The following is a 24,407-nucleotide window of genomic DNA, read 5'->3' on the forward strand; positions in this document are numbered from 1 at the left end:
CGTGCCCTCCACCCCGGGGAAGCAGACGTCCACCGACACCGACCCGACTCCGGTCCCGGGTGACGCGAACGGCAAGCCCTACCCGGGCAACACCGGCCGCTGAGCCGCCGACCCTAGGCGTGGGGGCCGGACCGGAGCCGGCCCCGCCGTACCCCTGATCTGAACGAGGACGATGCAGCTCACCCTTGCCCCGCCCTGGTGGGCCCGGCTACTGCGCCGCGCCCGGACCACCCCGTCTCCGGCGTCGGGCGCGCCGCACCCCGGCCGACGATTCCGGCACCTGCGTTCGGTGGCCGACCGGGACGGCGAGGAAGATTCCCCCACACTCGCCGATCTGTACCGGACCCGGCGGCTCGACATGGTCCGGCTGGCGGCCTTCCTGGTGGACGACCTGCACACCGCCGAGGACGTCGTCCAGGATGCCTTCGCCGCCGTCTGCCGTCGGCACGGCGAACGGCTGGACGACCTCCAGGACGCGCACGCCTACCTCCACACCGCGGTGGTCAACGCCGCCCGCTCGGTGCTGCGTCGGCGGCGCACAGCGCGCGCGTACACCCCGCCGTACGAGGGCCCGGGGGCGCCGGTCGACGAGCTGCTGCTGCTCGCCGAGGAGCACCGGCAGGTCTTCGACGCGCTGGCACAGCTCACCGAACGCCAGCGCGAGGTACTCGTCCTGCGTTACTGGTCCGACCTGACCGAGGCGCAGATCGCCGAGACCCTCGGCGTGTCCCGTGGCACCGTCAAGTCGACCGCGAGCCGCGCGCTCGCCACTCTGGAAAAGCTTTTGGAGGTGGACCGATGAGTAATCGGGCGCCGCTCGAGGAACGGCTGCGTGCCGCGCTCGAAGCGCGCGGGCGGCTCATCAGCGCCCACGACCTGTCACCGGCCCGCCCGCCCACCGGAAGGACCTGGGGCACACGCCGGATCCGGCGGGTGCTGTCCATTGCCGTCGCCGCCACCGCGGCGGCCGCAGCCGCCGTCGTCCTCCTGCTGTCCTCCCACACCCCGGACCACCCCCGCCCGGCACCGCCCGCACAACATTCCACCCCCACCGTCGCCCCTACCTCCACCGTCCCGCATCCAGTGCCCTCCACCGCCCCGGACCCGGTGCCCTCCGCCGTCGCGTCCGGGCCCTAAAGGCGCAGAACGGCCGTACCGACCTTGCTGCGCCGACGCACTCAGTCCCTACCGGCGACAGCCCGTCCGCCACTCGCGAGGTGGCGGACGGGCCGTGCGTGTCGACCGCGTCCTGCTGCCGCGATCACCAAGGCCGGCCGTGAGGTGCCATCGGCCCGGGCCGGCCTGCTCCGAAAGACAGGCCCCAGGTGAACGACAGTTCTGATCGTGTCCCCGGGGCAGATCACGATGCTCCTTCGGGACCGCCGACTGGAGTGTCATGAATCGTTCCTGATAGACCCGCGTCGACCAGGTAACCCCTGTGGCATCCGTCGGCTTTGTGCCGATGCTGGCGTGATGATGATGGATGCTACGAACGCGCTGGCTGCGATCAGGGCTCTGGAGACGCAGAGGTCTGTGCCGCTGGTGTCGTCAAGGGCGGTGACGTTGATGCCGGTCTCCGGGATGTCGCTGTCGATCGCCGCGACGCGGCTGCCGCAGGTCGGGCAGAAGCCGCGCTTCGCCTCGCCTTCGAAGGTCTCGCACCAGGTCGGCTTGCTCTCGCCGGTCCAGGTGACCGTCGCGAAGCCCACCCACCACGTCGCCGGGGTGCCGCCGAGCTTCCGGCAATGCTCGCAGGCACAGGTGGGGATCGTCCGGGATAGCGGATGCCTCGTACACGGGGGTTGAGGAACATCGGAACGAAAACCGGCGCTAAGCCCCTGGAGGGCCTGAAAGCGCTTTGACCTGGGCTTCGGCTTAGGGAGTTCGCCGAGGCGGAGGCGGAGCTGCGGGGGTGGGTGGACGCGCGGGCCTGGACGACCGGGGAAGGCCCGAAGGCGCTGTTCGACGCGGCGGTGGGGTGGCTGCGCGAGCGGCGGGTGCTGCTGCCCGGGGTGACGACGCTGACCCGGCTGGTGGCCGCGCCGTGAGGGAGGTGGCGAATCAGCGGCTGTGGGACACCCTTTACGGTCTGCTTAGTACTGGTCAGCGGGCGGTGCTCGACTCCCTGCTGACGGTGCCGCCGGGCGCCCGGGTGTCGGAGTTGGACCGGCTGCGCCGGGGTCCGGTGCGGATCTCCGGGCCCCAGATGAAGTGGGCGCTGGAGCGGGCGGATGCGATCGCCGCCTTCGGGATGGCTGAGGTGGACGTGTCCGCGCTACCGCCGCGGCGGCTCGCGGAGTTGTCGCGGTACGGGATCGATGGCAAGGCGTCGCTGCTCAAGCGGCACGGTGATTCGTGGCGCCTGGCGGCGCTGCTGGCCACCGCCGTCTATCTGACGTCCCGGGCGGTCGATGACGCCCTGGACCTGCTCGAAGTGCTCATTGCCACGAAGCTGTTGGCCACGGCGGAGCGGGAGACGGCGAAGGAGAAGCTGAAGAGCCTGACGAGGGTGGAGCGGGCTTCGGCGAAGCTGGCCGCCGCGTTTCAGATCGTGTTCGACACCACGAGCGAGCAGGTCGACACGGACCCCGGGGAGAGCAGTCCGCCCGAGGTGGAGACGCTGGAGGCGATGTGGGAGCGGATCAAGCAGGTCGTGCCGCGTCATGAGTTGGCGGCGGCGATCGCCGCGCTGTTCGAGCTGACCCCGCCGCTCGACTCCGACGCGGACGAGGCATGGCGGACCCAGCTCGTCACCCGCTTTGGCACCGTGCGGCCGTTCCTGAGGCTCCTGGTGACGGTGGTCGATTTCGGCGCCACCCCGGAGGGCCTGCCTGTCCTCACCGCCCTGAAGTCTCTGCCGGATCTCATGGGACGCAAGAAGGTCGGTCCCGCCGAGGTCGACACCGGGCTGCTCACCGGCTCCTGGCGGCGGCTGGTGCTGTCAGCGCCGCACCTGGAGCCGAGCACGGCGGACTGGAAGGCGTACGCGTTCTGTCGGCTTGCTCACTCTCGCCGGGTTCGCGTACGCGCCGCAGCTCGCTGACCTGCCGGATCAGAAGATGTGGCGCATCGACCGCCCCGCCGACTACGGCGCTTTCCAGGACGCGGCCCGTGGCCGGGTAGACCTCGCCCGGATCGAGCGCCAGTGGGAGCACATCTTAGGCACCCCAAGCCCCGGCCGCGCCTGGCGGTTCAACCCGTGAGGGTGTTGAGCCAGCCGGTCAGCAGGCGGTTGATCTCATCGGGGCGTTCCTGCTGGATCCAGTGGCCGCAGCCCTCTACGAGGTGGGAGGCGGTCAGGCCGGGGAGGGTGGTGGGGAAGGCGTCGATAGCGTCGGACATCCAGGTGGTGGAGGCGTCCAGGGCGCCGCCGATGAACAGGGACGGCTGCTTGATCGGGGCTCCGCGGTGGGGGGCGAGGTCCTCCCAGTCGCGGTCCACGTTGCGGTAGCGGTTGAGGGCACCCGTCAGGCCCGTGCGCTCGAACTCTCCGGCGTAAACGTCGAGGTCGTCCTCGGCCAGCCAGGCCGGGAGGATGCCGGCGGGAAAACGGTCACGCAGCTGGCCGCCGTGGGCGACGAAGTGCGGGTCGGGCTCGCCCTGGGCGGGCATGGTGTCGGCGGACAGGGCGGCGTAGAAGCCCGCGAGCCAGCCCCGCACGTCAGGCTCGATCTCCGTCTCGGCGCGGCCGGGCTCCTGGAAGTAGGAGACGTAGAACTCCTGCTCGGGGCCGCCGATCTGGCCGAAGATATCGGTGGGGCGGGGGCCGCCGGGTGGCGCGTACGGGACGCTCAGCAGGGCGACGGCCCGGAAGACCTCGGGGTGGAGCAGGGCGGAGGCGGCGGCGATGTTGGAGCCCCAGTCGTGGCCGACGACCACCGCGTTCTCCTCGCCGAGGGCGTGCACGAGGGCGACGTTGTCCTCCACCAGGTCCAGCATCCGGTAGGCATCGGTCTCCGCAGGCTTGGAGGAGCGGCCGTAGCCGCGCACGTCGAGCGCCACCGCCCGGTAGCCGGCCGCGGCGAGGGCCGGGAGCTGGCGGCGCCAGGAGTACCAGGACTCGGGGAAGCCGTGCACGAGCAGGACCAGCGGGCCGGTGCCCTGCTCGACCAGGTGCAGGCGCCCGGCAGGGGCCTCGACGGTGCGGTGGCGGAGTGCGGCGGACGGCTCGGGCTGCATGGGGCCTTCTCTCGGTTCGCGGGTGGACGCAGGTACGCATCGATCATGCGGCGCAGCGACCGTCCACCGCGATTACCCTTGCCACTCTGGCAAACTTGCAGGACAGGATGGTGGAGCGGCACGTCCGGAAGGGGGCAGAGCGGGTGACAGGCGACGACGTGGCCGACATGCTGGCGGCGATGGGCCCCCGGCTGCGGGCCGCACGCGAACACCGCGGCTCCACGCTCACCGGCGTCAGCTGCGCGACCGGCATCTCCCCGAGCACGCTGTCGCGGATCGAGACCAGCCGACGCAAGCCCACCCTGGAAGTGGTGCTGCAGTTGGCGAAGGAGTACGGCGTCTCCCTGGACGAGTTGGCCGGCACCGCTCCCGCCGCCGAGCCCCGCACCTCCGCGCTCCAGCGTTTCGGCGACGACAAGGCGGTGCTGCCGCTGACCCGGTACGTCGGGGGCCTGCACGCCCACAAACACGTCCTACCCGCCGTCCAGGAGCCGCCCGCGCGGCCCCGACAGGTCTCCCACGACGGCTGGGAATGGCTGTGCGTCCTGTACGGGCGGCTGTGGCTCGCACTCGGCGACCAGGACCTCGTCCTGAGTGCCGGGGACGTCGCCGAGTTCGACACCCGCAATCCCCATGGGGTCGCGAACGCCGGCCCCGGCGGCCCGGTCGAGTACCTGATCATGTTCGGGCCGCAGGGAGAGCGCCTGCGACCGCGCACCCCGCCCGCCCCCGGCCCCAGGGCCCGGTAGCAAGCAGCGAACGAACGGCCTGACGTCCCGGATAGGCCCAGGATGTCAGGCCTCTTCCTCGTCGTCCTCAGCGGCGTCGGGGTCGCGGAAGGGGCGCAGGCCCTGGCCGGGGCCGCTGGCCTTGATGTTGAACAGGTAGCGGCCCAGGAAGTTGATGTGCCGGTCCTTGAGCGGGGAGAGCCGGGCGACGTCCTCGTCCTTGACGGCGTGGCCCTCGGCGCGGAGCCGGGCAACAGCAGCGTCCAAGTAGCGGGTGTTCCACAGCACGACGGCATTGAGAACGAGACCCAGACTGGCCAACTGATCCTCTTGGCCCTCGCGGTACGCCTGTCGGATCTGGCCCCGGCCGCCGTGGCAGATCGCGCGGGCCAGGCGGTGGCGGGACTCCTGCACGGTAAGCTGCCGGTTCATGAGCCGCCGGTAGGTGTCGTCCACCGGGTCGACCAGGGCGAGCAGGTGCATGGTCTTGTCGATCCGCCCGTACTCGGCGAACGCAGCCCCCAGCGGGGTGGGGTGGCCCTCACGGCCGAACATCCGCAGCAGGTCGTAGGTCCGGACCTGGTTCGTGATGAGCGACCCGGCGACCCGGAGCATGTCCGGCCAGTGCGTGGCGATCCGCTTGAGGTTGACCTTGTTGCAGGCGACGGCCTCCAGCGGCCCGTACCCGGCGGCCGGCGTCTCCCCGTCGTCGGGCAGGTCGGCCCGCCAGAACCGCTGGTCTTCCAGGTCCCGGAAGCGCGGGGCGAAGCGGAAGCCAAGCATCTTGTACAGGCCGAAGGCCATGTCCGAGTACGAGGCGTTGTCGGTTGCGACCATCTCCGGCTTCACCCCGCCGTCGAGGTTCAGCAGGGTGTCCGGGTGCGCCGCTCGGAGACATGGCCGAAGGCGTCGAGGAACCCGGGCCAGGAATGGACCTCGAACAGCAGGTCCGGCAGCTCGATCCGGGGAGCATCAGGTCGTCCACGGTGTAGCCGTCCATCGGCGGGGCATCGGCCAGCGAGACTGCTCGGTGGACTCGGCAATCATGGTTCCTCCCATGGACGGGATCCTGCGGCCTGCGCTCCCACCGCAGTCGCCGGTCACCGACCATGTCACCACAAAGAGTGACGGATCCCTCGCGCACCGTCCTCCGCCCTGGAGGCCCTACGCTTGAAGGCTGACCGACCCCCGCGAGCAGGAGTGAAATGGCCGTCAACCTGGTCAATGTCGAGAACGCCAGCAAGGTGTACGGCACCCGTGCCCTGCTCGACGGTGTCTCGCTCGGCGTGTCCGAAGGCGACCGGATCGGGGTCGTCGGACGCAACGGCGACGGCAAGACCACCCTGATCCGGATGCTCGCCAAGCTGGAGGAGGCCGACTCCGGGCGCGTCACCCACTCCGGCGGGCTGCGCCTCGGCGTGCTCACCCAGCACGACTCCCTCGACCCCGCCGCCACCGTCCGGCACGAGGTCATCCGGGACATGGCCGACCACGAGTGGGCGGGCAACGCCAAGGTCCGGGACGTCCTCACCGGTCTGTTCGGCGGGCTCGACCTGCCCGGCTTCCCGCAGGGCCTCGACACCGTCATCGGCCCGCTGTCCGGCGGCGAGCGGCGCCGTATCGCGCTCGCCAAGCTGCTGATCGCCGAGCAGGACCTGATCGTCCTCGACGAGCCCACCAACCACCTCGACGTCGAGGGCATCGCCTGGCTCGCGAACCATCTGCGCGAGCGCCGCTCCGCGCTGGTGTGCGTCACCCACGACCGCTGGTTCCTCGACCAGGTCTCCACCCGGATGTGGGACGTGCAGCGCGGCACGGTCCACGAGTACGAGGGCGGCTACTCCGACTACGTCTTCGCCCGTGCCGAGCGCGAGCGCATCGCCGCCACGGAGGAGGCCAAGCGGCAGAACCTGGTCCGCAAGGAGCTGGCCTGGCTGCGGCGCGGTGCGCCCGCCCGCACCTCCAAGCCCCGCTTCCGCGTCGAGGCCGCCAACGAGCTGATCAAGGACGTGCCGCCGCCCCGGGACAGCAGCGAGCTGATGAAGTTCGCCTCCTCCCGGCTCGGGAAGACAGTCTTCGACCTTCAGGACGTCACGGTGCAGGCCGGGCCCAAGGTGCTGATGAAGCACATCACCTGGCAGCTCGGTCCCGGCGACCGCATCGGTCTGGTCGGGGTGAACGGCGCCGGCAAGACCTCCCTGCTGCGTGCCCTGGCCGACGCCGCACGCAGCGAGGGGGAGCAGCAGCCCGTCGGCGGCCGGGTCGTCGTGGGCAGGACCGTCAAGCTCGCCTATCTGTCGCAGGAGGTCGCCGAACTCGACCCGAGCTGGCGGGTCCTGGAGGCTGTGCAGCAGGTGCGGGAGCGGGTCGACCTCGGCAAGGGGCGCGAGATGACCGCGGGGCAGCTGTGCGAGACGTTCGGCTTCACCAAGGAGAAGCAGTGGACGCCGGTGGGCGACCTCTCCGGTGGTGAGCGTCGGCGGCTTCAGCTGCTGCGCCTGCTGATGGACGAGCCGAACGTACTGTTCCTCGACGAGCCCACCAACGACCTCGACATCGAGACCCTCACCCAGCTCGAGGACGTGCTCGACGGCTGGCCCGGCTCGATGATCGTGATCTCCCACGACCGGTTCTTCGTCGAGCGCACGACCGACAAGGTGTACGCCCTTCTCGGCGACGCCACGCTGCGGATGCTGCCGCGCGGCATCGACGAGTACCTGGAGCGGCGGCACCGCATGGAGGAAGCGGCCGCGACCCCGGCGCCCGTGGCCGCGAAGAGCGCCGTCTCAGCCGCCGACGCCCGTGCCGCCAAGAAGGAACTCCAGCGGATCGAGCGGCAGCTGGACAAGCTCTCCGAGCGGGAGACCAAGCTCCACGAGCAGATCGCCGAGTCCGCGACAGACTTCGAGAAGGTGGCCAGGCTGGACGCCGAACTACGGGAGCTCGTCGGCGAGCGGGAGGAGCTGGAGCTGCGCTGGCTCGAAGTCGCCGAGGACGCCTGAGCGTTCCCGTGATCCGGCCGGCGCGCCCGCTTCGGCGTGAAGGAGCGCGCCCGGCGCGCGCAAGGAGGGCCTCGCTCCAGTTCAGGGGCGGGGTCCTGCACGTACCCCCCAACAGGCGCGAATGCGCTGGATTTCGGTAATCCGGGGCGCTTCTCACCGGTAAGGGAAGCGCAACGTCGAACAAGCGTGTAGCTTCCGGGGACATGGAGGGCGGGGGATGCGCCGGGGGGCCTCTGTCCGAGCGGGCCAGTGGGCATCCATAGTGGGCATCCATGGGGGGACTGGGGGGTTGCTCGATGGGAGTGCGGCTCATGGTGGTCGACGACCACCGGCTGCTCGCCGAGGCACTGGCCTCGGCGTTGAAGCTGCGGGGGCACCGGGTGCTCGCCGCGGCGGCACCCGCCGCGGGCGCGGCGGAACTGGTGATCACCAGGGCACCGGAGGTGTGCCTGCTGGGCACGGCGGCGCCCGCCGAGCCGGGGGTCTTCGACCCGGTGGTGCGCATCAAGCGGGAGCGCCCGCAGGTGGCGGTGCTGGTCCTCGGGCCGGTGCCGAACCCGCGGGGCATCGCGGCCGCGTTCGCCGCCGGCGCCGCGGGCTACGTACGCCACGACGAGCGCATCGAGGGCGTCGAGCGGGCCATCATGAAGGCGCGGGCCGGTGAGGCGGCCGTGGCGCCGCAGCTGTTGCAGGGCGCGTTCAGCGAGCTGCTCAACCCGGCGGCGCAGCCGGACGACGAGGGCCAGCGGCTGCTGCAGATGCTCACCCCGCGCGAGGTGGAGGTCCTGGTGCGGGTGGCGGACGGCGAGGACACACGGCTGATCGCGGCGGGGATGGGGATAGCCCCGTCGACGGCCCGGACCCATGTCCAGCGGGTCCTGATGAAACTGGGCGTCGGTTCCCGGCTGGAGGCGGCGGCCCTCGCGGCGAGGACCGGCCTGCTGGACCGGGCGGGCCCACCACCGGCGGCCCCGCCGGGAACGGGCCCCGGGGCTCCTCGGTAGCCGGGCGGTCAGGCCTCCCGGCAGGAGGGAAGAACGGGGCCGGGGTCCCGCTCGGAACCCCGGCCGGCCGTCCGGGTCACTCGGACGGCTTCTCCTCCGTCAGCGGCGGGGTCGGCGGAGCCGTCGGGCGCAGCTTGAGCCAGACCAGGAAGAACAGGCCGAGCAGCAGCATGCCCAGGCCCGTCCACAGATTGATGTTGACGCCCTCGGCCTTGGCGATCTCGGCGTCGGAGGCCGTGAAGCCCGCGATCGTGACGATGACGCCGTAGATCACGAACAGGCCGCCGATGATGCGGCGCAGGTCGAAGATGCGGGCCGCGGTCGCGGACTTGCCCTCCAGCTCGGTGACTTGGCGCTGGACGTCGTGCTCGGGGTACTCGGACATGGTTTTTCCATCCTCCCGCGGTCAGATCGAGAACGGGATGTAGCAGGCGGCGGCGATGACGACCGCGCCCCAGCCCAGCAGGGCCGGCTTGCGGTACCAGGCGTCGTCGCCCGCGGCGGGCGGCTCGGCCATGCCGGGGGACCTGGTGCCGTAGACGAGACCCCGCAGGCTCTCCTCCGACTTGGGCGCGGTGAACAGCGACACCGCCACCATGACCACCGCGCCGGCCACGAAACCGGCGATCGCGGAGACGAAGTTGGCGCCCTGGTCGGAGGGGATGCCGATGATGCCGTGCTTGTAGATGACGAAGTAGTTCACCATCGCGGTCACCGTGCCGGCGAGCAGGCCCCAGAAGCCGGACTTCGCGGACGCGCGCTTCCAGAACATGCCGACGATGAACACCACGAACATCGGCACGTTGAAGAAGGAGAACAGCGTCTGCAGGTAACTCATGATGTTCGAGAACGACGACGCCAGGAACGCCGTGCCGACCGACGCCAGCACGCCGACGGCCGTGATGAGGCGGCCGAACCGTACGTAGTACGCGTCCTCGCGGTCCTTGACCACGTACTTCGCCCAGATGTCGTTGGTGAAGACGGTGTTGAAGGACGAGACGTTGGCCGCCATGCCGGCCATGAAGGCGGCGAGCAGTCCGGTCACCGCGATGCCGAGCACGCCGTTGGGCAGCAGCTCCTGCATCAGGTACGGGATGGCGTCGTTGTACTGCAGGCCGGAGCCGGGGGTGCCGATCTTGGGGACCAGGGCGGCGGCGACCAGGCCCGGGATCATCACCAGGAACACGATGAAGATCTTCGGGAACGCGGCGATCAGCGGGGTGCGCTGGGCGGCGGAGAGGTTCTTCGCGGACAGGGCGCGCTGCACCTCGGCGAAGTTGGTCGTCCAGTAGCCGAAGGACAGCACGAAGCCGAGGCCGAGGACGATCGTCAGCCAGTTCGCGCCCAGCGGGTTGGCGTGGCCGATGCCGGTACCGCCCCACGCGGTGACGAAGTCATGGCCATGGGTCGCGCTGAGCTTGTCGGTCAGCCCGCCCCAGCCGCCGACCTTCTTCAGACCGAGCACGGTGAGAGGGATGAGGGCCGCGAGGATCACGAAGAACTGCAGCACCTCGTTGTAGATCGCGGACGACAGACCGCCGAGGGTGATGTAGGCGAGGACGAAGAAGCCGGCGACCACGATCGCCACCCACTGGGGCCAGCCGAGCAGCGCCTGGACGACGATCGCGAGGGCGTAGAGGTTCACCCCCGCGATCAGGATGGCGGCGAAGGCGAACAGGGCGGAACTGAGCAGATGGGCCGACTTGTCGAAGCGGAGCAGCAGGAACTCGGGGACCGAGCGGACCTTCGAGCCGTAGTAGAAGGGCATCATCACCAGGCCCAGGAACACCATGGCCGGGATGGCGCCGATCCAGTACCAGTGCACGGTGTAGGCACCGTACTGGGCGCTGTTGGCGGCCATGCCGAGGATCTCGGTGGCGGCCAGGTTCGCCGAGACGAACGCGAGACCCGTGATCCAGGCGGGCAGGGACCGCCCGGAGAGGAAGAAGTCGAGGCTGGTCTTCACGGAGCGGCGCGCGGCGAGGCCGATGCCCAGGACGACGGCGAAGTAGATCCCGAGGATCGTGTAGTCGAGGCCGTTGGTCGGGAGCCGTAGGCCGGCTGCCAGAAGTGTGGGGCCGGCGGCCGGATATGTGGGGGTCTGCATGATGACTCGCTTCGTTGCGTGAACCAATCAGTGCGGAACCTACGCCTCGGCGTTCGATATTTGAACACTTTTGATGATGCTCTTTGTTGGATTGTGATGTTGACTGGCGTGGTCGGTTGTGGTTTGTTGTGTTGGGTTATGTTTGAAGGGCGGATCCGAGTGGATGAGGCGCCCGGCCGCGCAGCAGAAAGGCAAGGTGTCGTGAAGAAGACCCCGACCCGGCTGGCCGACGGTCGTGAACTCATCTACTACGACCTGCGCGACGACGCCGTCCGGGACGCGGCCGACCGCCGGCCGCTGGAGCGGACCGTCACCACCTCGGAGATCCGCCGCGACGCGCTGCTCGGCGACGCGGTCGCCATCGCCTCGCACCGCCAGGGCCGCACCTACCTCCCGCCCGCCGACGAGTGCCCCCTGTGCCCCTCCCGCGAGGGCCGGCTCAGCGAGATCCCGGACTCCTCCTACGACGTCGTCGTCTTCGAGAACCGCTTCCCCTCGCTCGCCGGCGACTCCGGACGCTGCGAGGTCGTCTGCTTCACCTCCGACCACAACGCGTCCTTCGCCGATCTCACCGAGGAGCAGGCACGTCTGGTCCTGGACGCCTGGACCGACCGCACCGCGGAGCTGTCCCATCTGCCCTCCGTCGAGCAGGTTTTCTGCTTCGAGAACCGCGGCCGGGAGATCGGCGTCACCCTCGGTCACCCGCACGGCCAGATCTACGCCTACCCCTTCACCACCCCGCGTACCGCCCTCATGCTCCGCTCGCTCGCCGACCACAAGAAGGCCACCGGCGGCGAGAACCTCTTCGACACCGTCCTGGAACGCGAACTCGCCGACGAGCGGGTCGTCCTCACGGGTGAACACTGGGTCGCCTTCGTCCCCTACGCCGCGCACTGGCCGTACGAGGTCCACCTCTACCCCCGGCGCCGCGTCCCGGACCTGCTCGCACTGGACGAGGCCGCACGCACAGAGTTCCCCAAGGTCTATCTGGAACTCTTGGCGCGCTTCGACCGGATCTTCGGTGAGAGTGAGAGTGAGAGCGAGAGTCCGACGCCGTACATCGCCGCCTGGCACCAGGCGCCGTTCGGCGCCCTGACGGAGTTCGACGGCGTCACCCGTGACGACTTCGCGCTCCACCTCGAGCTTTTCACCATCCGCCGCACTTCCGGCAAGCTGAAGTTCCTCGCGGGTTCCGAGTCCGGCATGAATGTGTTCATCAACGACGTGCCGCCGGAAGCTGCGGCTCAGCGACTGCGAGAGGTAGCGAGTTCATGAGTGGGAAGTACCTGGTCACCGGCGGTGCGGGCTACGTGGGCAGCGTGGTCGCGCAGCACCTGCTGGAGGCGGGCCACGAGGTCGTCGTCCTCGACAACCTCTCCACCGGCTTCCGCGAGGGCGTGCCGGCGGGTGCCTCCCTCATCGAGGGCGACATCCGCGACGCCGCCAAGTGGCTGGACCCCACCTTCGACGCGGTCCTGCACTTCGCCGCGTTCTCGCAGGTCGGCGAGTCGGTCGTGAAGCCCGAGAAGTACTGGGACAACAACGTCGGCGGCACGATGGCGCTGCTCGGCGCGATGCGCGAGACGGGCGTGCGCAAGCTGGTCTTCTCCTCCACGGCGGCGACCTACGGCGAGCCCGAGCAGGTGCCGATCGTCGAGACCGCGCCGACGCGGCCCACCAACCCCTACGGCGCCTCGAAGCTCGCCGTCGACCACATGATCAGCGGCGAGGCCGCCGCGCACGGCCTGGGCGCGGTCTCCCTGCGCTACTTCAACGTCGCGGGTGCCTACGGCAGCAGCGGCGAGCGCCACGACCCGGAGTCCCACCTGATCCCGCTCGTCCTCCAGGTCGCGCAGGGCCGGCGGGAGACCATCTCGGTCTTCGGCGACGACTACGCCACGCCGGACGGCACCTGCGTCCGCGACTACATCCATGTCGCGGACCTCGCAGAGGCCCATCTGCTGGCCCTGGACGCCGCCACGCCCGGCGAGCACCTGATCTGCAACCTCGGCAACGGCAACGGCTTCTCGGTGCGCGAGGTCATCGAGACCGTCCGCCAGGTCACCGGACACCCGATCCCCGAGGTGGTGGCCCCGCGCCGGGGCGGCGACCCGGCGGTCCTCGTCGCCTCCGCGGCCACGGCCCGCGAGCGGCTCGGCTGGAACCCGTCCCGCGCGGACCTCGCGGGCATCGTCGCGGACGCCTGGCAGTTCGCGCAGAACATCTCCAGGGAGCAGTAGGTGGGCGTACGCGAGGCCTTCACGGAGCTGTACGGGACGACTCCCGAGGGTGTCTGGTCGGCACCGGGCCGGGTCAACCTGATCGGCGAGTACACGGACTTCAACGAGGGGTTCGTGATGCCGTTCGCCCTGCCGCACACGGCGGTCGCGGCGGTCTCCCGCCGCACCGACGGCGTGCTGCGGCTGCACTCGGCGGACATCGACGGCCCGGTCGTCGAACTGGACGTCGACGCGCTGGCCCCGCGGACGGACACCAGCTGGGCCGCCTATCCGGCGGGTGTCGTCTGGGCGCTGCGCGCGGCGGGCCACCCGGTCAACGGCGCCGACCTCCATCTCTCCTCGACGGTGCCGACGGGCGCGGGCCTGTCCTCGTCGGCGGCGCTGGAGGTGGTCACCGCCCTCGCGCTGAACGACCTGTACGGGCTTGGCCTGACCCGCCCCGAACTGGCCAGGCTCGCCCAGCGCGCCGAGAACGACTTCGTGGGCGTGCCGTGCGGTGTCATGGACCAGATGGCGTCGGCGTGCAGCACCGAGGGCCACGCCCTGCACCTCGACTGCCGGGACCTGTCCATCCGGCAGATCCCCTTCGACCTCGCCGCGCAGGGACTCGCGCTGCTCGTCGTCGACACCCGCGTGAAGCACGCGCTGGGCGACGGGGCGTACGCCGAGCGGCGTGAGGGGTGCGAGGAGGGCGCACGGCAGCTCGGGGTCTCGCATCTACGGGATGTCGCGTACGAGGACCTTCAGACCGCGCTCGGGCGCTTGTCGGACGAGCGGGTGCGCCGCTATGTGCGCCATGTCGTCTCCGACGACCACCGTGTCGACCGGGTCGTCGCCCTGCTGGACGCGGGCGACGTCCGGGCCATCGGGCCGGTGCTGACGGAAGGCCATGTCTCCCTGCGGGACGACCTGCGGATCTCCTGCCCGGAGCTGGACCTGGTGGTGGACACCGCGAACGCCTCCGGTGCGCTGGGCGCCCGGATGACGGGCGGCGGTTTCGGCGGCTCGGCGGTCGTCCTGACGGAGGCCGCCGAGGCGGACACGGTCACCAAGGCGATCGAGGAGGCGTTCGCCGCCGCCGGCTTCACGGCGCCCCGGGTGTTCCCGGCGGTTCCTTCGGCGGGGGCGCACCGGGTCGGCCGAAGCGCTTCGTAAGGGTGTACTCCGTGATCCCCGGCGGATAGTCGGGAATCACGCACACCACGTCGTAGCCCTGCTTCTTGTAGAACTCCGGGGCCTGGAAGTCCCAGGTCTCCAGGCGGGCGGCGGTGCAACCGCGCTCCTCGCACGCCATGCGCTCCGCCTCGGCGAGCAGCCGCGAGCCGAGCCCTGCGCCGCGGCGGCGGCCGTCCACCCACAGGTAGTCCACGTGCAGCCAGGCCGTCCAGGTGTGGCCGGCCAGTCCGCCCGCCAGCTCCCCCGCCGCGTCGAACGCCCAGACCTGGAGCGGGACTTCACGCTCCGCGGGGGTACCGCGCAGTGCGCGCAGCACCGGTGAGGCCGCGGTGTTCGCCTCCATCAGCCGTGTACGGAGCAGATCGCGCCGCTCCTTGTCGACTTCTGTCTCGATACGAAACATGCGGCACACCATAAACGCCCTGGCCAACCAGTTCTGCAAATTTCCTTCCGCTCCAGGCCGACGGCCCTACCCTGTGAACAGCGCCGGTGGGGGCCGGTGCTGATCAGGGGGCGAAACAGTCGGGTACGACGCCCGGGGTGGGGGTAGCAGTTCCAGCACGGCGGCGGCCGTGCGGCTGCGGCGCCCCGTCCCAGGCGGACAACCGGGGAACATGCCGGGCGCCGTGCTCGCGCCGGACGTCCCCCGAGCAGTGGGGGTTTCAGTGGTGCGCATCCGAGTCCTGGTCGTCGACGACCACCGCATCTTCGCCGAGTCGCTGGCGGCCGCCCTGGCCGCCGAGCCCGATGTCGACGTGTCCGCCGCAGGCAGCGGTCCGGCCGCCCTGCGCTGCCTGGACCGGGCGGCCGCGGAGGGCCGCAGATTCGATGTGATGCTCGTCGACGCGGACCTCGGCGGCAACCTTCCGGGTTCGCGCCCGGCGGTTCCCGTCCAGGAGGCCAACGAGGACGGGCTCGTCGACGGCATCTCCCTGGTCACAGGGGTCCGTTCCGCGCAGCCGGGGGTGCGGACCGTCGTCCTCGCCGAGAAGGACGACCCGCGCCGGGCGGCCCTCGCCCTCCAGGCGGGCGCCTCCGGCTGGGTCGCCAAGGACTGCTCGCTGTCCCGGCTGCTCACGGTCATCCGGGGCGTGCTGCGCGACGAGACGCACCTTCCGCCCGCCCTGCTCACCGGTGTCCTGCGCGAGTTGACCGCGGCCCGCAAGCACCGCACCGAGAGCGAGCGGCTGGTGGAGTCGCTGACGCCCCGGGAGCGGGAGGTCCTGCGCTGCATGGTTGCCGGACTGGGCCGCAAGGCTGTCGCCGAACGGCTGTTCCTCTCCCCGCACACTGTCCGCACCCATATGCAGAACGTGCTGGGGAAGCTGGGCGTCCACTCCACCCTCGCCGCCGTCGCCCTCGCGCGTCGGGCCGGGGTCGGACCGGTCGACCTAGCCGGGGATGTTGTCGAACGGGGCGGTCAGCTGGCGTAGCAGCGCGGCCAGTTCACCGCGCTGGGCCGAACTCAGTTCCGACAGGATCGCGCGCTCCTGGTCGAGCAGACCGGCGAGCGCCTGGTCCGCCCGGTCCCGGCCCTCGTCGGTGAGGCGCACCAGCACCCCGCGGCGGTCGCTGGGATCGGGCAGCCGCTCGACCAGACCCTTCTTCGTCAGGCGGTCGATGCGGTTGGTCATCGTGCCCGAGGTGACCAGCGTCTGGGTCAGCAACTGGCCAGGGGAGAGCTGGTAGGGGCTGCCGGCCCGGCGGAGCGCGGTGAGGACGTCGAACTCCCAGGGCTCCAGCTGGTGCTCGGAGAACGCCAGCCGACGCGCGCGGTCGAGGTGCCGGGCCAGCCTGCTCACCCGGCTGAGGACCTCGAGTGGTTCCACGTCGAGGTCCGGGCGCTCCCGGCGCCACGCCGCGACCAGCCGGTCGACCTCGTCCTCCATGACGATCAGTGTAGTGGTTGTGTCGACATGAAGTCTCTTGATGTGGAGTCTCTTGACGTCGAGATAGTTGGGGTACCAGGATTGCCCTGCGTACGGAGGCGTCGTCAAACGGGGGCGACGCCTCCGTACGAGAACGTCGAGCCGTTCACCCCGAGGAGGCCCACCATGTCCACCGCGCCCATCTGGGACCCCGCCCAGTACCTGCGCCACGCCGGCCACCGCGCCCGCCCCTTCGTCGACCTGCTCGCCCGCGTCCCCGAACCGGGCGGTGCGAACCCGCCCCGCATCGCCGACCTCGGCTGCGGCCCCGGCAACGTCACCGTCCTGCTCGCCGACCGCTGGCCCACCGCGCACATCACCGGCTACGACAACTCGCCCGAGATGCTCGATCAGGCCCACACCCATCACGAAGGCCCCACCGCGGGCGGTGGCCGCCTCGACTTCGCGCACGCCGACGCCCGCACCTGGACGCCCCCGGAGTCGTACGACCTGATCATCAGCAACGCCACCCTGCAATGGGTGCCCGACCACGCCGAGCGCTTCGCCGACTGGGTGGCCGCCCTCAAGCCGGGCGGCACCTTCGCCTTCCAGGTGCCCGGAAACTTCGACTCCCCCAGCCATCAGCTCCTGCGGGAGATCGTCCACTCCGCCCGCTGGAAGGACCGCCTCGCCCACACCCTGCGCCATGACGACGCCGTGCTCACGCCCCACGCCTACCTGGAGCACCTCACCGACCTCGGCTGTGAGACGGACGTCTGGGAGACGACGTACCTGCATCTCCTCCAGGGCGAGGACCCGGTCCTGGACTGGGTGAAGGGCACCGGGCTGCGGCCGGTCCTCACGGAGCTGGACGACGAGGCGGAGGAGTTCCTCGCCGACTACCGCACGGCCCTGCGCGAGGCGTACCCGCCCACCGCCCACGGCACGGTGTTCCCGTTCCGCCGCGTCTTCGCCGTCGCCACGAAGGGGGCCTGAGCGATGCTGGCCGCTGTCGACCACGTCCAGCTGGCGGCCCCGCCCGGCTCCGAGGACCTGCTGCGCGGCTACTACGCCGACGTCCTCGGCATGACGGAGATCCCCAAGCCCCCGGTGCTCGCCGCGCGCGGCGGCTGCTGGTTCCAGGCAGGGGCCGTCCAGCTGCACCTGGGCATCGAGGAGGACTTCCGGCCCGCACGAAAGGCACACCCGGGCCTGCGGGTCGCGGGGATCGAGGCCTACGCCGCCCGGCTCGCCGCGCGGGGAGCGCCCGTGACCTGGGACGACAACCTGCCGGGCCACCGGCGCTTCTACTCGGAGGACCCGGTGGGGAACCGGCTGGAGTTCCTTCAACCGGTGGCTACAGACGCCTGAGGGCGTCCAGCGTGATGTCGATGTCGACGGTGAACGGCTCGGAGAGTTCGAGCTTGTCGTGGTGGATGCAGGTGAGCGCGTAGGCCTTGGTGACCGGGTCCAGCTCGTAGGTGCGGACCACCGGGTGCTGATTGCCTTCGGCCATCTCGACCAGCCAGAAATGAGGGATCCCGGCGGCCGCGTACTTCAACGGCTTGGTGTTGTGGTCGCGGGCCTCGGAATCAGGGGAGACGACCTCAACGGCGAGTACGACATCCTCCGCCTGGAAGCGGGTCTGCTCGAGGCCGGTGTCTGCGTCCGCACGGATCACGCTGATGTCTGGTTCGGGAGCGTTGCGGCGATCGAGTACGACCGTCATCTCATGCTTGACCCTGAGATTGCCCGGTACCGTCAGCCGCAGCCCGTGAGCCAGCAAGTAGATCATCAGCATGTGGAAATTCCGCTGCGGACTCACGAAGACCAAGCTCCCGTCGATCAACTCGGTGTGCGGCGGGAGGTCCGGCAGGGTGAACAGGTCATCGACCGTGAAGCCTTCGGGTGGCGGCACGGGCAGGTGGATGCCGGCCTCAGACTCGTGTGCGGCGAACGGCTCGGCAGACATGGTGATTCCTCCCATGAACGGGATTCTCGGACCGTGTACCCACCGTAGCGGCCGAGACCGACAAAGGTCATCACATCGGGTGATCGCGCACCCCGCGCCTCAGCTCTTGCGATGACCGATCAGCCGCGGCTTCGGCTCCAGACCGTCCAGACCGTGCCACGCCAGGTTCACCAGATGCGCCGCGACCTCGGCCTTCTTCGGGCGGCGCACGTCCAGCCACCACTGGCCCGTCAGTGCCACCATGCCGACCAGCGCCTGCGCGTACAGCGGGGCCAGCTTCGGGTCGAAGCCGCGGCTCTTGAACTCGCGGCCCAGGATGTCCTCCACCTGCGTGGCGATGTCCGAGATGAGGGACGCGAAGGAACCCGTCGACTGCGGGATCGGCGAGTCACGGACCAGGATGCGGAACCCGTCCGTGGACTCCTCGATGTAGTCCAGCAGCGCGAAGGCCGCCTGTTCGCACAGCTCACGCGGATGCCCGGCGGTCAGCGAACTCGTCACCATGTCCAGCAGGCGCCGCATCTCGCGGTCCACCACCACCGCGTACAGGCCCTCCTTGCCGCCGAAGTGCTCGTAGACCACCGGCTTGGAGACCCCGGCCTTCGCCGCGATCTCCTCCACCGACGTGCCCTCGAACCCCTTCGCGGCGAACAGCGTGCGACCGATCTCCAGCAGCTGCTGGCGGCGCTCCGCCCCGGTCATCCGGGTGCGGCGAGTGCGCCTCGGCTTGTCGGTGCTGGGAGTACTGGAGTCGGTCGCCACATTGTCAATCATGCCGTGCCGGCGTTCGCCTTCCCGCGCCGGGAGTCGTCCCCGTCGCTGCTGCGGCGGGAATCGATGCGCGAGCGTGACGGCCAGCGCACGTCGTACGCCCATCCCAGCTGCTCGAACCAGCGGATGATCCGCGCCGAGGAGTCCAGCTGTCCCCGCTCCACACCGTGCCGCGCCGACGTCGGGTCCGCGTGGTGCAGGTTGTGCCAGGACTCACCGCACGACAAGATCGCCAGCCACCACACGTTCCCCGAACGGTCCCGCGACTTGAACGGGCGCTTGCCCACCGCGTGACAGATCGAGTTGATCGACCAGGTCACATGGTGCAGCAACGCCACCCGGACGAGGGACCCCCAGAAGAAGCCGGTGAAGGCGCCCCACCAGGACATCGTGACCAGACCGCCGATCAGCGGCGGCAGCATCAGCGACGCCCCCGTCCACAGCACGAACTGGCGGGAGATCGCCCGCAGGGCCGGGTCCTTGATCAGGTCCGGCGCGTACTTCTCCTGCGACGTCTGCTCCTCGTCGAACATCCAGGCGATATGGGCCCACCACAGGCCCTTCATCAGGGCGGGCACCGTCTCCCCGTAACGCCACGGGGAGTGCGGATCACCCTCGGCGTCCGAGAACTTGTGGTGCTTGCGGTGATCGGCGACCCATCGCACCAGCGGCCCCTCCACGGCCATCGACCCCGCGATCGCGAGAGCGATCTTCAAAGGCCGCTTCGCCTTGAACGAGCCATGCGTGAAGTGACGGTGGAAACCGATCGTGATGCCGTGACAGCCCAGGTAGTAGAAGAAGACCAGCAGGCCCAGATCGAGCCAGCTCACACCCCATCCCCAGGCCAGCGGCACCGCCGCCACGAGCGCCAGGAACGGGACGGTGATGAACAGCAGCAGAGTGATCTGCTCGATCGAGCGCTTCTGCTCGCCGCCCAGCGTCGCCGAGGGCCGCAGAGTGTCGTCGTTCGCCTGCGGGGCGTCTTCGATCACATCGGAGCTTGTGGTCATGGGGCGTCCCCTGTGGGGTCGAGGGTCGAGACAGGTGCCGGGCTACAGGTTCCAGGGTTCCCCCGGGGTCTGACCGGAGACCTTACGGTTCCGTAACCTACGGCGACGTAAGTATGGCAGTGCGTCGTCCAGCGGCAAGAGCCCAAGAGCCTGCGCGTCCGCATGGACACCTATCCTTGGAATCGGTCGGACAGCGCGGTCCGCTCTGTTTACTTCCCGGATGCCCGGTCCGTATGCGGCACCCGCCGCGCGGCACCCGTCCGGGTCCCCTCCCAGACGACCCCACCCGTCGCCCACCACCGCCCTTCCAGGGAGTCGCTGACGCGACGCACCTCCTGATTACTGCAAGGAGCCGCACCTGTGAGCAGTGCCGACGACCAGACCACGACGACCAACAGTGAGTTGCGCGCCGATATCCGCCGAATGGGTGATCTGCTCGGCGAGACCCTCGTCCGGCAGGAGGGCTCCGAACTCCTGGACCTGGTCGAGCGAGTCCGCCGGCTCACCCGCGAGGACGGAGAGGCCGCCGCGGAACTGCTGCGCGGCACCGAACTGGAGACCGCCGCCAAGCTGGTGCGCGCCTTCTCCACCTACTTCCACCTCGCCAACGTCACCGAGCAGGTCCACCGCGGCCGCGAACTGCGCGCCAAGCGCGCCGCCGAGGGCGGACTCCTCGCCCGCACCGCCGACCGGCTCAAGGACGCCGACCCCGACCACCTGCGCGACACCGTCCGCAACCTCAACGTGCGCCCGGTCTTCACCGCGCACCCCACGGAGGCGGCACGCCGCTCCGTCCTCAACAAGCTGCGGCGCATCGCCGCACTCCTGGAGACCCCGGTCCTCGACAGCGACCGCCGCCGCCACGACACCCGCCTCGCCGAGAACATCGACCTCGTCTGGCAGACCGACGAACTCAGGGTCGTCCGCCCGGAACCCGCCGACGAGGCCCGCAACGCCATCTACTACCTGGACGAACTCCACGCCGGCGCCGTCGGCGACGTCCTGGAGGACCTCACCGCCGAACTGGAGCGCGTCGGCGTCAAGCTCCCCGACGAGACCCGCCCCCTCACCTTCGGCACCTGGATCGGCGGCGACCGCGACGGCAACCCCAACGTGACCCCCCAGGTCACCTGGGACGTCCTCATCCTCCAGCACGAGCACGGCATCAACGACGCGCTGGAGACGGTCGACGAACTGCGCGGCCTGCTCTCCCAGTCCATCCGCTACACCGGCGCCACCGAGGAACTCCTCGCATCCCTCCAGGCCGACCTGGACCGGCTGCCCGGCATCAGCCCCCGCTACAAGCGCCTGAACGCCGAGGAGCCCTACCGCCTCAAGGCGACCTGCGTCCGCCAGAAGCTCGTCAACACCAAGAAGCGTCTCGCCAAGGGCACCGCGCACCAGCCCGGACGCGACTACCTCGGCACCACCGAACTCCTCACCGACCTGCGGATCATCCAGACCTCGCTGCGCGCCCACCGCGGCCACCTCATCGCCGACGGCCACCTCGCCCGCACCATCCGCACCCTGGCCGCCTTCGGCCTCCAGCTCGCCACCATGGACGTCCGCGAGCACGCCGACGCCCACCACCACGCCCTCGGCCAGCTCTTCGACCGGCTCGGCGAGGAATCCTGGCGCTACGACGACATGCCCCGCGAGTACCGGCACAAGCTCCTCGCCAAGGAACTCCGCTCCCGGCGGCCCCTCGCCCCCACCCCCGCCCCCCTCGACGCCGCCGGCGCCAAGACCCTCGGCGTCTTCGAGACCGCCAAGCGGGCCCTGGAGGTCTTCGGCCCCGAGGTCATCGAGTCCTACATCATCTCCATGTGCCAGGGCGCCGACGACGTGTTCGCCGCCGCCGTCCTCGCCCGCGAGGCCGGCCTCGTCGACCTGCACGCCGGCTGGGCGAAGATCGGCATCGTCCCCCTGCTGGAGACCACCGACGAGCTCAAGGCCGCCGACACCATCCTCGAGGACATGCTCGCCGACCCCTCCTACCGACGCCTCGTCGCCCTGCGCGGCGACGTCCAGGAGGTCATGCTCGGCTACAGCGACTCCTCCAAGTTCGGCGGCATCACCACCTCTCAGTGGGAGATCCACCGCGCCCAGCGCCGGCTGCGCGACGTCGCCCACCGCTACGGCGTACGCCTGCGCCTCTTCCACGGCCGCGGCGGCACCGTCGGCCGCGGCGGCGGCCCCACCCACGACGCGATCCTCGCCCAGCCCTGGGGCACCCTCGAAGGCGAGATCAAGGTCACCGAGCAGGGCGAGGTCATCTCCGACAAGTACCTCATCCCCTCCCTCGCCCGCGAGAACCTCGAACTCACCGTCGCCGCCACCCTCCAGGCATCCGCCCTGCACACCGCCCCCCGCCAGTCCGACGAGGCCCTTGCCCGCTGGGACGCCGCCATGGACGTCGTCTCCGATGCCGCCCACGCCGCCTACCGCCGACTGGTCGAGGACCCCGACCTGCCCGCCTACTTCTTCGCCTCCACCCCCGTCGACCAGCTCGCCGACCTCCACCTCGGCTCCCGCCCCTCCCGGCGCCCCGACTCCGGCGCCGGCCTCGACGGACTGCGCGCCATCCCCTGGGTCTTCGGCTGGACCCAGTCTCGGCAGATCGTCCCCGGCTGGTACGGCGTCGGCTCGGGTCTCAAGGCACTGCGTGAGGCGGGCCTCGACACCGTGCTCCACGAGATGCACGAACAGTGGCACTTCTTCCGCAATTTCGTCTCCAACGTCGAGATGACCCTCGCGAAGACCGACCTGCGGATCGCGCGCCACTACGTGGACACCCTCGTACCCGACGAGCTCAAGCACGTCTTCGACACCATCCAGGCCGAACACGAGCTCACCGTCCGCGAGGTCCTGCGGATCACCGGCGAGAGCGAACTGCTGGACGCCCAGCCCGTCCTCAAGCAGACCTTCGCCATCCGCGACGCCTACCTCGACCCGATCTCCTACCTCCAGGTCGCCCTGCTCAAGCGCCAGCGGGACGCCGCCGCCACCGGCGCCGAACCCGACCCGCTGCTCTCCCGTGCCCTGCTGCTGACGGTCAACGGCGTGGCGGCCGGCCTGCGCAACACCGGCTGAACCAGCACCACACAGCGCTCGGGGCGGTGCCCCCCGTACGACGTACGGGCGACACCGCCCCGAGCGCAGCAGGCCCTGCCACGCCAGGACTACTGCAAAGCGAAGAACGTCGCCGTCAGCAACGCGAGCCCCGTCCCCGCCATCACCCAGGCGGTACGCGTCATCCGCAGCCCGCCGGCCACCACCACCGAGGCCAGCAGCAGCGCACCGGCCAGCGGAAGCCAGGCATACAACATGCCCGCCGGGCCCGTCCGCACCACCTCGTCGGACTCCGGCTTCACCGCCACCGTGAGGACCTCACCCCGCCGCACGGCCACCGAGCTGCCGATCACGACACGCTTGCGGGCCGTCGACCCCGCGGACGACGGAACATACGGACCACTGCACGCGTCACCGGAACACCGGGCCACCGTCATCGTGCCCTGCTCGCGGCCCTTGGTCAGCATCACGTACTGCGCGGTGCCCCACGAACCCCAGACACCCGCCACGACGATCAGCGCGGCGACCGTACCCATCGCCGCGAGCCGCCCGAACCGCAGCACCGCGACGGCACCCTGAGAGGAGGACACGGCAGAAGGCATGGCCGCGATCCTTGGCCATGCCCGCACACCTGGTCAACTCCGGCCCCGTCCGGCGCCCGGACAAGTCAGGAGTTGTACGTGCTTTGCGCCCGCTCCAGCCCCTCGATGACCAGACACTCCACCGCGTCCGCCGCACGGTCCACGAAGTAGTCCAGCTCCTTGCGCTCCGCCGACGAGAAGTCCTTCAGCACGAAATCCGCGACCTGCATACGCCCCGGAGGACGCCCGATCCCGAACCGCACCCGGTGATAGTCCGCGCCCATCGCCTTCGTGATCGACTTCAGCCCGTTGTGCCCGTTGTCGCCACCGCCCAGCTTCAGCCGCAGCGTCCCGTAGTCGATGTCCAGCTCGTCGTGCACGGCCACGACATTGCCCACCGGCACCTTGTAGAAATCCCGCAAGGCGTTCACCGGGCCGCCCGACAGATTCATGTACGACATCGGCTTCGCCAGAACCACCCGGCGGTTCGCCGGCCCCGGCGGACCGATCCGCCCCTCCACGACCTGCGCCTGCGCCTTGCCCGCCCGCTTGAACTTCCCCCCGATCCGCCCGGCCAGCAGATCGGCCACCATGAACCCGACATTGTGCCGGTTCATCGCGTAATCAGGCCCCGGATTGCCGAGGCCCACGATCAGCCAGGGACCGCCCGCATCCGTCGTCACGTCCATGTCTCCTT

At 70.3% G+C, this 24,407-nt stretch carries 24 protein-coding genes and 2 pseudogenes; 14 read left to right on the forward strand and 12 right to left on the reverse strand.

The genetic code is table 11. From position 1 onward, the window contains the following. The first annotated feature begins 172 nt into the window (after nucleotides 1-172). Both AB0L95_RS05690 and AB0L95_RS05695 read left to right on the forward strand, forming a co-directional pair. Entirely contained in the window at nucleotides 173-802 is a 630-nt protein-coding gene (locus tag AB0L95_RS05690) for a SigE family RNA polymerase sigma factor (protein ID WP_365157397.1), read from the forward strand. Then, nucleotides 799-1,137 (forward strand): hypothetical protein, encoded by a 339-nt coding sequence (locus AB0L95_RS05695; protein ID WP_365157400.1) that lies wholly within the window; start codon nucleotides 799-801, stop codon nucleotides 1,135-1,137. Before AB0L95_RS05690 ends, AB0L95_RS05695 begins: the two co-directional genes overlap by 4 nt. 257 nt (nucleotides 1,138-1,394) lie before the next feature. Here AB0L95_RS05695 and AB0L95_RS05700 read toward each other — a convergent pair whose 3' ends face one another. Further along, a complete protein-coding gene (locus tag AB0L95_RS05700) occupies nucleotides 1,395-1,709 on the reverse strand; it encodes a hypothetical protein (RefSeq protein WP_365157403.1) in 315 nt (104 codons plus the stop codon). 168 nt (nucleotides 1,710-1,877) lie between these two features. Between AB0L95_RS05700 and AB0L95_RS05705 the strand changes: the two are divergent. Both AB0L95_RS05705 and AB0L95_RS05710 read left to right on the forward strand, forming a co-directional pair. Continuing rightward, nucleotides 1,878-2,995: pseudogene (locus AB0L95_RS05705) on the forward strand (DUF4158 domain-containing protein); the annotation flags it as partial. 4 nt (nucleotides 2,996-2,999) lie between these two features. Continuing rightward, complete coding sequence (locus AB0L95_RS05710; protein ID WP_365157406.1) at nucleotides 3,000-3,203, forward strand: Tn3 family transposase; 204 nt, start codon at nucleotides 3,000-3,002, stop codon at nucleotides 3,201-3,203. Here the strand turns inward: AB0L95_RS05710 and AB0L95_RS05715 are convergent. Beyond that, entirely contained in the window at nucleotides 3,193-4,179 is a 987-nt protein-coding gene (locus AB0L95_RS05715; protein WP_365157409.1) for an alpha/beta hydrolase, read from the reverse strand. The genes AB0L95_RS05710 and AB0L95_RS05715 overlap by 11 nt on opposite strands. Nucleotides 4,180-4,322: 143 nt before the next feature. On the opposite strand from AB0L95_RS05715, the gene AB0L95_RS05720 reads away from it, so the two are divergent. Next, the gene (locus AB0L95_RS05720) at nucleotides 4,323-4,928 is read left to right on the forward strand and encodes a helix-turn-helix transcriptional regulator (protein ID WP_365157412.1); all 606 of its coding nucleotides are present in this window, start codon (nucleotides 4,323-4,325) and stop codon (nucleotides 4,926-4,928) included. 45 nt (nucleotides 4,929-4,973) lie between these two features. Here the strand turns inward: AB0L95_RS05720 and AB0L95_RS05725 are convergent. Beyond that, nucleotides 4,974-5,969: pseudogene (locus AB0L95_RS05725) on the reverse strand (Tn3 family transposase); the annotation flags it as partial. 143 nt (nucleotides 5,970-6,112) lie between these two features. On the opposite strand from AB0L95_RS05725, the gene AB0L95_RS05730 reads away from it, so the two are divergent. Together AB0L95_RS05730 and AB0L95_RS05735 are read left to right on the forward strand one after the other, a co-directional pair. Beyond that, nucleotides 6,113-7,909 carry an ABC-F family ATP-binding cassette domain-containing protein gene (locus tag AB0L95_RS05730; protein ID WP_365157415.1) on the forward strand — a complete coding sequence of 599 codons (1,797 nt, stop codon included), beginning with the start codon at nucleotides 6,113-6,115 and terminating at the stop codon, nucleotides 7,907-7,909. Nucleotides 7,910-8,205: 296 nt separating this feature from the next. Beyond that, nucleotides 8,206-8,913, forward strand: coding sequence for a LuxR C-terminal-related transcriptional regulator (locus AB0L95_RS05735; RefSeq protein ID WP_365157774.1), 708 nt, complete (start codon nucleotides 8,206-8,208; stop codon nucleotides 8,911-8,913). Nucleotides 8,914-8,989: 76 nt separating this feature from the next. Here AB0L95_RS05735 and AB0L95_RS05740 read toward each other — a convergent pair whose 3' ends face one another. Further along, entirely contained in the window at nucleotides 8,990-9,298 is a 309-nt protein-coding gene (locus tag AB0L95_RS05740; protein WP_365157418.1) for a hypothetical protein, read from the reverse strand. Nucleotides 9,299-9,319: 21 nt separating this feature from the next. Further along, nucleotides 9,320-11,020: a sodium:solute symporter family protein gene (locus tag AB0L95_RS05745; RefSeq protein WP_365157421.1), complete on the reverse strand. Its 1,701-nt coding sequence runs from the start codon at nucleotides 11,018-11,020 to the stop codon at nucleotides 9,320-9,322. Nucleotides 11,021-11,221: 201 nt separating this feature from the next. Between AB0L95_RS05745 and galT the strand changes: the two genes are divergently transcribed. The 3 genes from galT to galK are packed head-to-tail and all read left to right on the forward strand — an operon-like array spanning nucleotide 11,222 to nucleotide 14,415. Further along, nucleotides 11,222-12,295: a galactose-1-phosphate uridylyltransferase gene (galT, locus tag AB0L95_RS05750; RefSeq protein WP_365157424.1), complete on the forward strand. Its 1,074-nt coding sequence runs from the start codon at nucleotides 11,222-11,224 to the stop codon at nucleotides 12,293-12,295. Next, on the forward strand, nucleotides 12,292-13,260 hold the full coding sequence (gene galE, locus AB0L95_RS05755) for a UDP-glucose 4-epimerase GalE (RefSeq protein ID WP_365157427.1): 969 nt from the start codon (nucleotides 12,292-12,294) through the stop codon (nucleotides 13,258-13,260). The genes galT and galE overlap by 4 nt, the downstream gene beginning before the upstream one ends. Then, nucleotides 13,261-14,415, forward strand: a complete 1,155-nt coding sequence (gene galK, locus AB0L95_RS05760) for a galactokinase (RefSeq protein WP_365157430.1) — start codon at nucleotides 13,261-13,263, stop codon at nucleotides 14,413-14,415. It abuts the gene before it with no gap. Here the strand turns inward: galK and AB0L95_RS05765 are convergent. Next, nucleotides 14,345-14,851, reverse strand: a complete 507-nt coding sequence (locus AB0L95_RS05765; RefSeq protein ID WP_365157777.1) for a GNAT family N-acetyltransferase — start codon at nucleotides 14,849-14,851, stop codon at nucleotides 14,345-14,347. The two genes, galK and AB0L95_RS05765, sit on opposite strands and share 71 nt — an antisense overlap. 250 nt (nucleotides 14,852-15,101) lie before the next feature. Here AB0L95_RS05765 and AB0L95_RS05770 point away from each other — a divergent pair, with 250 nt between their 5' ends. After that, the gene (locus AB0L95_RS05770; protein WP_365157433.1) at nucleotides 15,102-15,869 is read left to right on the forward strand and encodes a response regulator transcription factor; all 768 of its coding nucleotides are present in this window, start codon (nucleotides 15,102-15,104) and stop codon (nucleotides 15,867-15,869) included. On the opposite strand, the gene tamR is transcribed toward AB0L95_RS05770, so the two are convergent. Further along, complete coding sequence (tamR, locus tag AB0L95_RS05775) at nucleotides 15,828-16,325, reverse strand: MarR family transcriptional regulator TamR (RefSeq protein ID WP_365157435.1); 498 nt, start codon at nucleotides 16,323-16,325, stop codon at nucleotides 15,828-15,830. The two genes, AB0L95_RS05770 and tamR, sit on opposite strands and share 42 nt — an antisense overlap. 165 nt (nucleotides 16,326-16,490) lie before the next feature. Here tamR and AB0L95_RS05780 point away from each other — a divergent pair, with 165 nt between their 5' ends. Next, a complete protein-coding gene (locus AB0L95_RS05780) occupies nucleotides 16,491-17,300 on the forward strand; it encodes a trans-aconitate 2-methyltransferase (protein WP_365157438.1) in 810 nt (269 codons plus the stop codon). A gap of 3 nt (nucleotides 17,301-17,303) precedes the next feature. After that, a complete protein-coding gene (locus AB0L95_RS05785) occupies nucleotides 17,304-17,675 on the forward strand; it encodes a glyoxalase (RefSeq protein WP_365157441.1) in 372 nt (123 codons plus the stop codon). On the opposite strand, the gene AB0L95_RS05790 is transcribed toward AB0L95_RS05785, so the two are convergent. The 3 genes from AB0L95_RS05790 to AB0L95_RS05800 all read right to left on the reverse strand — a co-directional run bounded on the left by AB0L95_RS05790 (nucleotide 17,662) and on the right by AB0L95_RS05800 (nucleotide 20,057). After that, entirely contained in the window at nucleotides 17,662-18,276 is a 615-nt protein-coding gene (locus AB0L95_RS05790; RefSeq protein WP_365157444.1) for a Uma2 family endonuclease, read from the reverse strand. The genes AB0L95_RS05785 and AB0L95_RS05790 overlap by 14 nt on opposite strands. A gap of 99 nt (nucleotides 18,277-18,375) precedes the next feature. Next, nucleotides 18,376-19,050, reverse strand: coding sequence for a TetR/AcrR family transcriptional regulator (locus AB0L95_RS05795; RefSeq protein ID WP_365157447.1), 675 nt, complete (start codon nucleotides 19,048-19,050; stop codon nucleotides 18,376-18,378). Further along, entirely contained in the window at nucleotides 19,047-20,057 is a 1,011-nt protein-coding gene (locus tag AB0L95_RS05800; protein WP_365157450.1) for a fatty acid desaturase, read from the reverse strand. Before AB0L95_RS05800 ends, AB0L95_RS05795 begins: the two co-directional genes overlap by 4 nt. Nucleotides 20,058-20,417: 360 nt before the next feature. On the opposite strand from AB0L95_RS05800, the gene ppc reads away from it, so the two are divergent. Continuing rightward, the gene (gene ppc / locus AB0L95_RS05805; RefSeq protein ID WP_365157453.1) at nucleotides 20,418-23,150 is read left to right on the forward strand and encodes a phosphoenolpyruvate carboxylase; all 2,733 of its coding nucleotides are present in this window, start codon (nucleotides 20,418-20,420) and stop codon (nucleotides 23,148-23,150) included. A gap of 89 nt (nucleotides 23,151-23,239) precedes the next feature. On the opposite strand, the gene AB0L95_RS05810 is transcribed toward ppc, so the two are convergent. Both AB0L95_RS05810 and pth read right to left on the reverse strand, forming a co-directional pair. Then, on the reverse strand, nucleotides 23,240-23,731 hold the full coding sequence (locus tag AB0L95_RS05810) for a hypothetical protein (protein ID WP_365157456.1): 492 nt from the start codon (nucleotides 23,729-23,731) through the stop codon (nucleotides 23,240-23,242). A gap of 65 nt (nucleotides 23,732-23,796) precedes the next feature. Further along, nucleotides 23,797-24,399 carry an aminoacyl-tRNA hydrolase gene (gene pth, locus AB0L95_RS05815; protein ID WP_365157459.1) on the reverse strand — a complete coding sequence of 201 codons (603 nt, stop codon included), beginning with the start codon at nucleotides 24,397-24,399 and terminating at the stop codon, nucleotides 23,797-23,799. Between the last annotated feature and the right edge of the window lie 8 nt (nucleotides 24,400-24,407).

Origin of the sequence: Streptomyces sp. NPDC052036 (assembly GCF_040680495.1) — a bacterium.
Lineage (GTDB): Bacteria > Actinomycetota > Actinomycetes > Streptomycetales > Streptomycetaceae > Streptomyces.

Excerpts from the sequence above, each read along its gene's own strand:
- AB0L95_RS05745 (WP_365157421.1), bottom strand. The coding sequence starts at position 11,020 with ATGCAGACCCCCACATATCCGGCCGCCGGCCCCACACTTCTGGCAGCC.
- AB0L95_RS05715 (WP_365157409.1), bottom strand. The coding sequence starts at position 4,179 with ATGCAGCCCGAGCCGTCCGCCGCACTCCGCCACCGCACCGTCGAGGCC.
- AB0L95_RS05790 (WP_365157444.1), bottom strand. The coding sequence starts at position 18,276 with ATGTCTGCCGAGCCGTTCGCCGCACACGAGTCTGAGGCCGGCATCCAC.
- AB0L95_RS05780 (WP_365157438.1), top strand. The coding sequence starts at position 16,491 with ATGTCCACCGCGCCCATCTGGGACCCCGCCCAGTACCTGCGCCACGCC.
- AB0L95_RS05785 (WP_365157441.1), top strand. The coding sequence starts at position 17,304 with ATGCTGGCCGCTGTCGACCACGTCCAGCTGGCGGCCCCGCCCGGCTCC.
- AB0L95_RS05740 (WP_365157418.1), bottom strand. The coding sequence starts at position 9,298 with ATGTCCGAGTACCCCGAGCACGACGTCCAGCGCCAAGTCACCGAGCTG.
- AB0L95_RS05810 (WP_365157456.1), bottom strand. The coding sequence starts at position 23,731 with ATGCCTTCTGCCGTGTCCTCCTCTCAGGGTGCCGTCGCGGTGCTGCGG.
- galE (WP_365157427.1), top strand. The coding sequence starts at position 12,292 with ATGAGTGGGAAGTACCTGGTCACCGGCGGTGCGGGCTACGTGGGCAGC.
- tamR (WP_365157435.1), bottom strand. The coding sequence starts at position 16,325 with ATGGAGGACGAGGTCGACCGGCTGGTCGCGGCGTGGCGCCGGGAGCGC.
- AB0L95_RS05735 (WP_365157774.1), top strand. The coding sequence starts at position 8,206 with ATGGGAGTGCGGCTCATGGTGGTCGACGACCACCGGCTGCTCGCCGAG.
- pth (WP_365157459.1), bottom strand. The coding sequence starts at position 24,399 with ATGGACGTGACGACGGATGCGGGCGGTCCCTGGCTGATCGTGGGCCTC.
- AB0L95_RS05695 (WP_365157400.1), top strand. The coding sequence starts at position 799 with ATGAGTAATCGGGCGCCGCTCGAGGAACGGCTGCGTGCCGCGCTCGAA.
- AB0L95_RS05800 (WP_365157450.1), bottom strand. The coding sequence starts at position 20,057 with ATGACCACAAGCTCCGATGTGATCGAAGACGCCCCGCAGGCGAACGAC.
- AB0L95_RS05795 (WP_365157447.1), bottom strand. The coding sequence starts at position 19,050 with ATGATTGACAATGTGGCGACCGACTCCAGTACTCCCAGCACCGACAAG.
- AB0L95_RS05765 (WP_365157777.1), bottom strand. The coding sequence starts at position 14,851 with ATGGTGTGCCGCATGTTTCGTATCGAGACAGAAGTCGACAAGGAGCGG.
- AB0L95_RS05690 (WP_365157397.1), top strand. The coding sequence starts at position 173 with ATGCAGCTCACCCTTGCCCCGCCCTGGTGGGCCCGGCTACTGCGCCGC.
- AB0L95_RS05730 (WP_365157415.1), top strand. The coding sequence starts at position 6,113 with ATGGCCGTCAACCTGGTCAATGTCGAGAACGCCAGCAAGGTGTACGGC.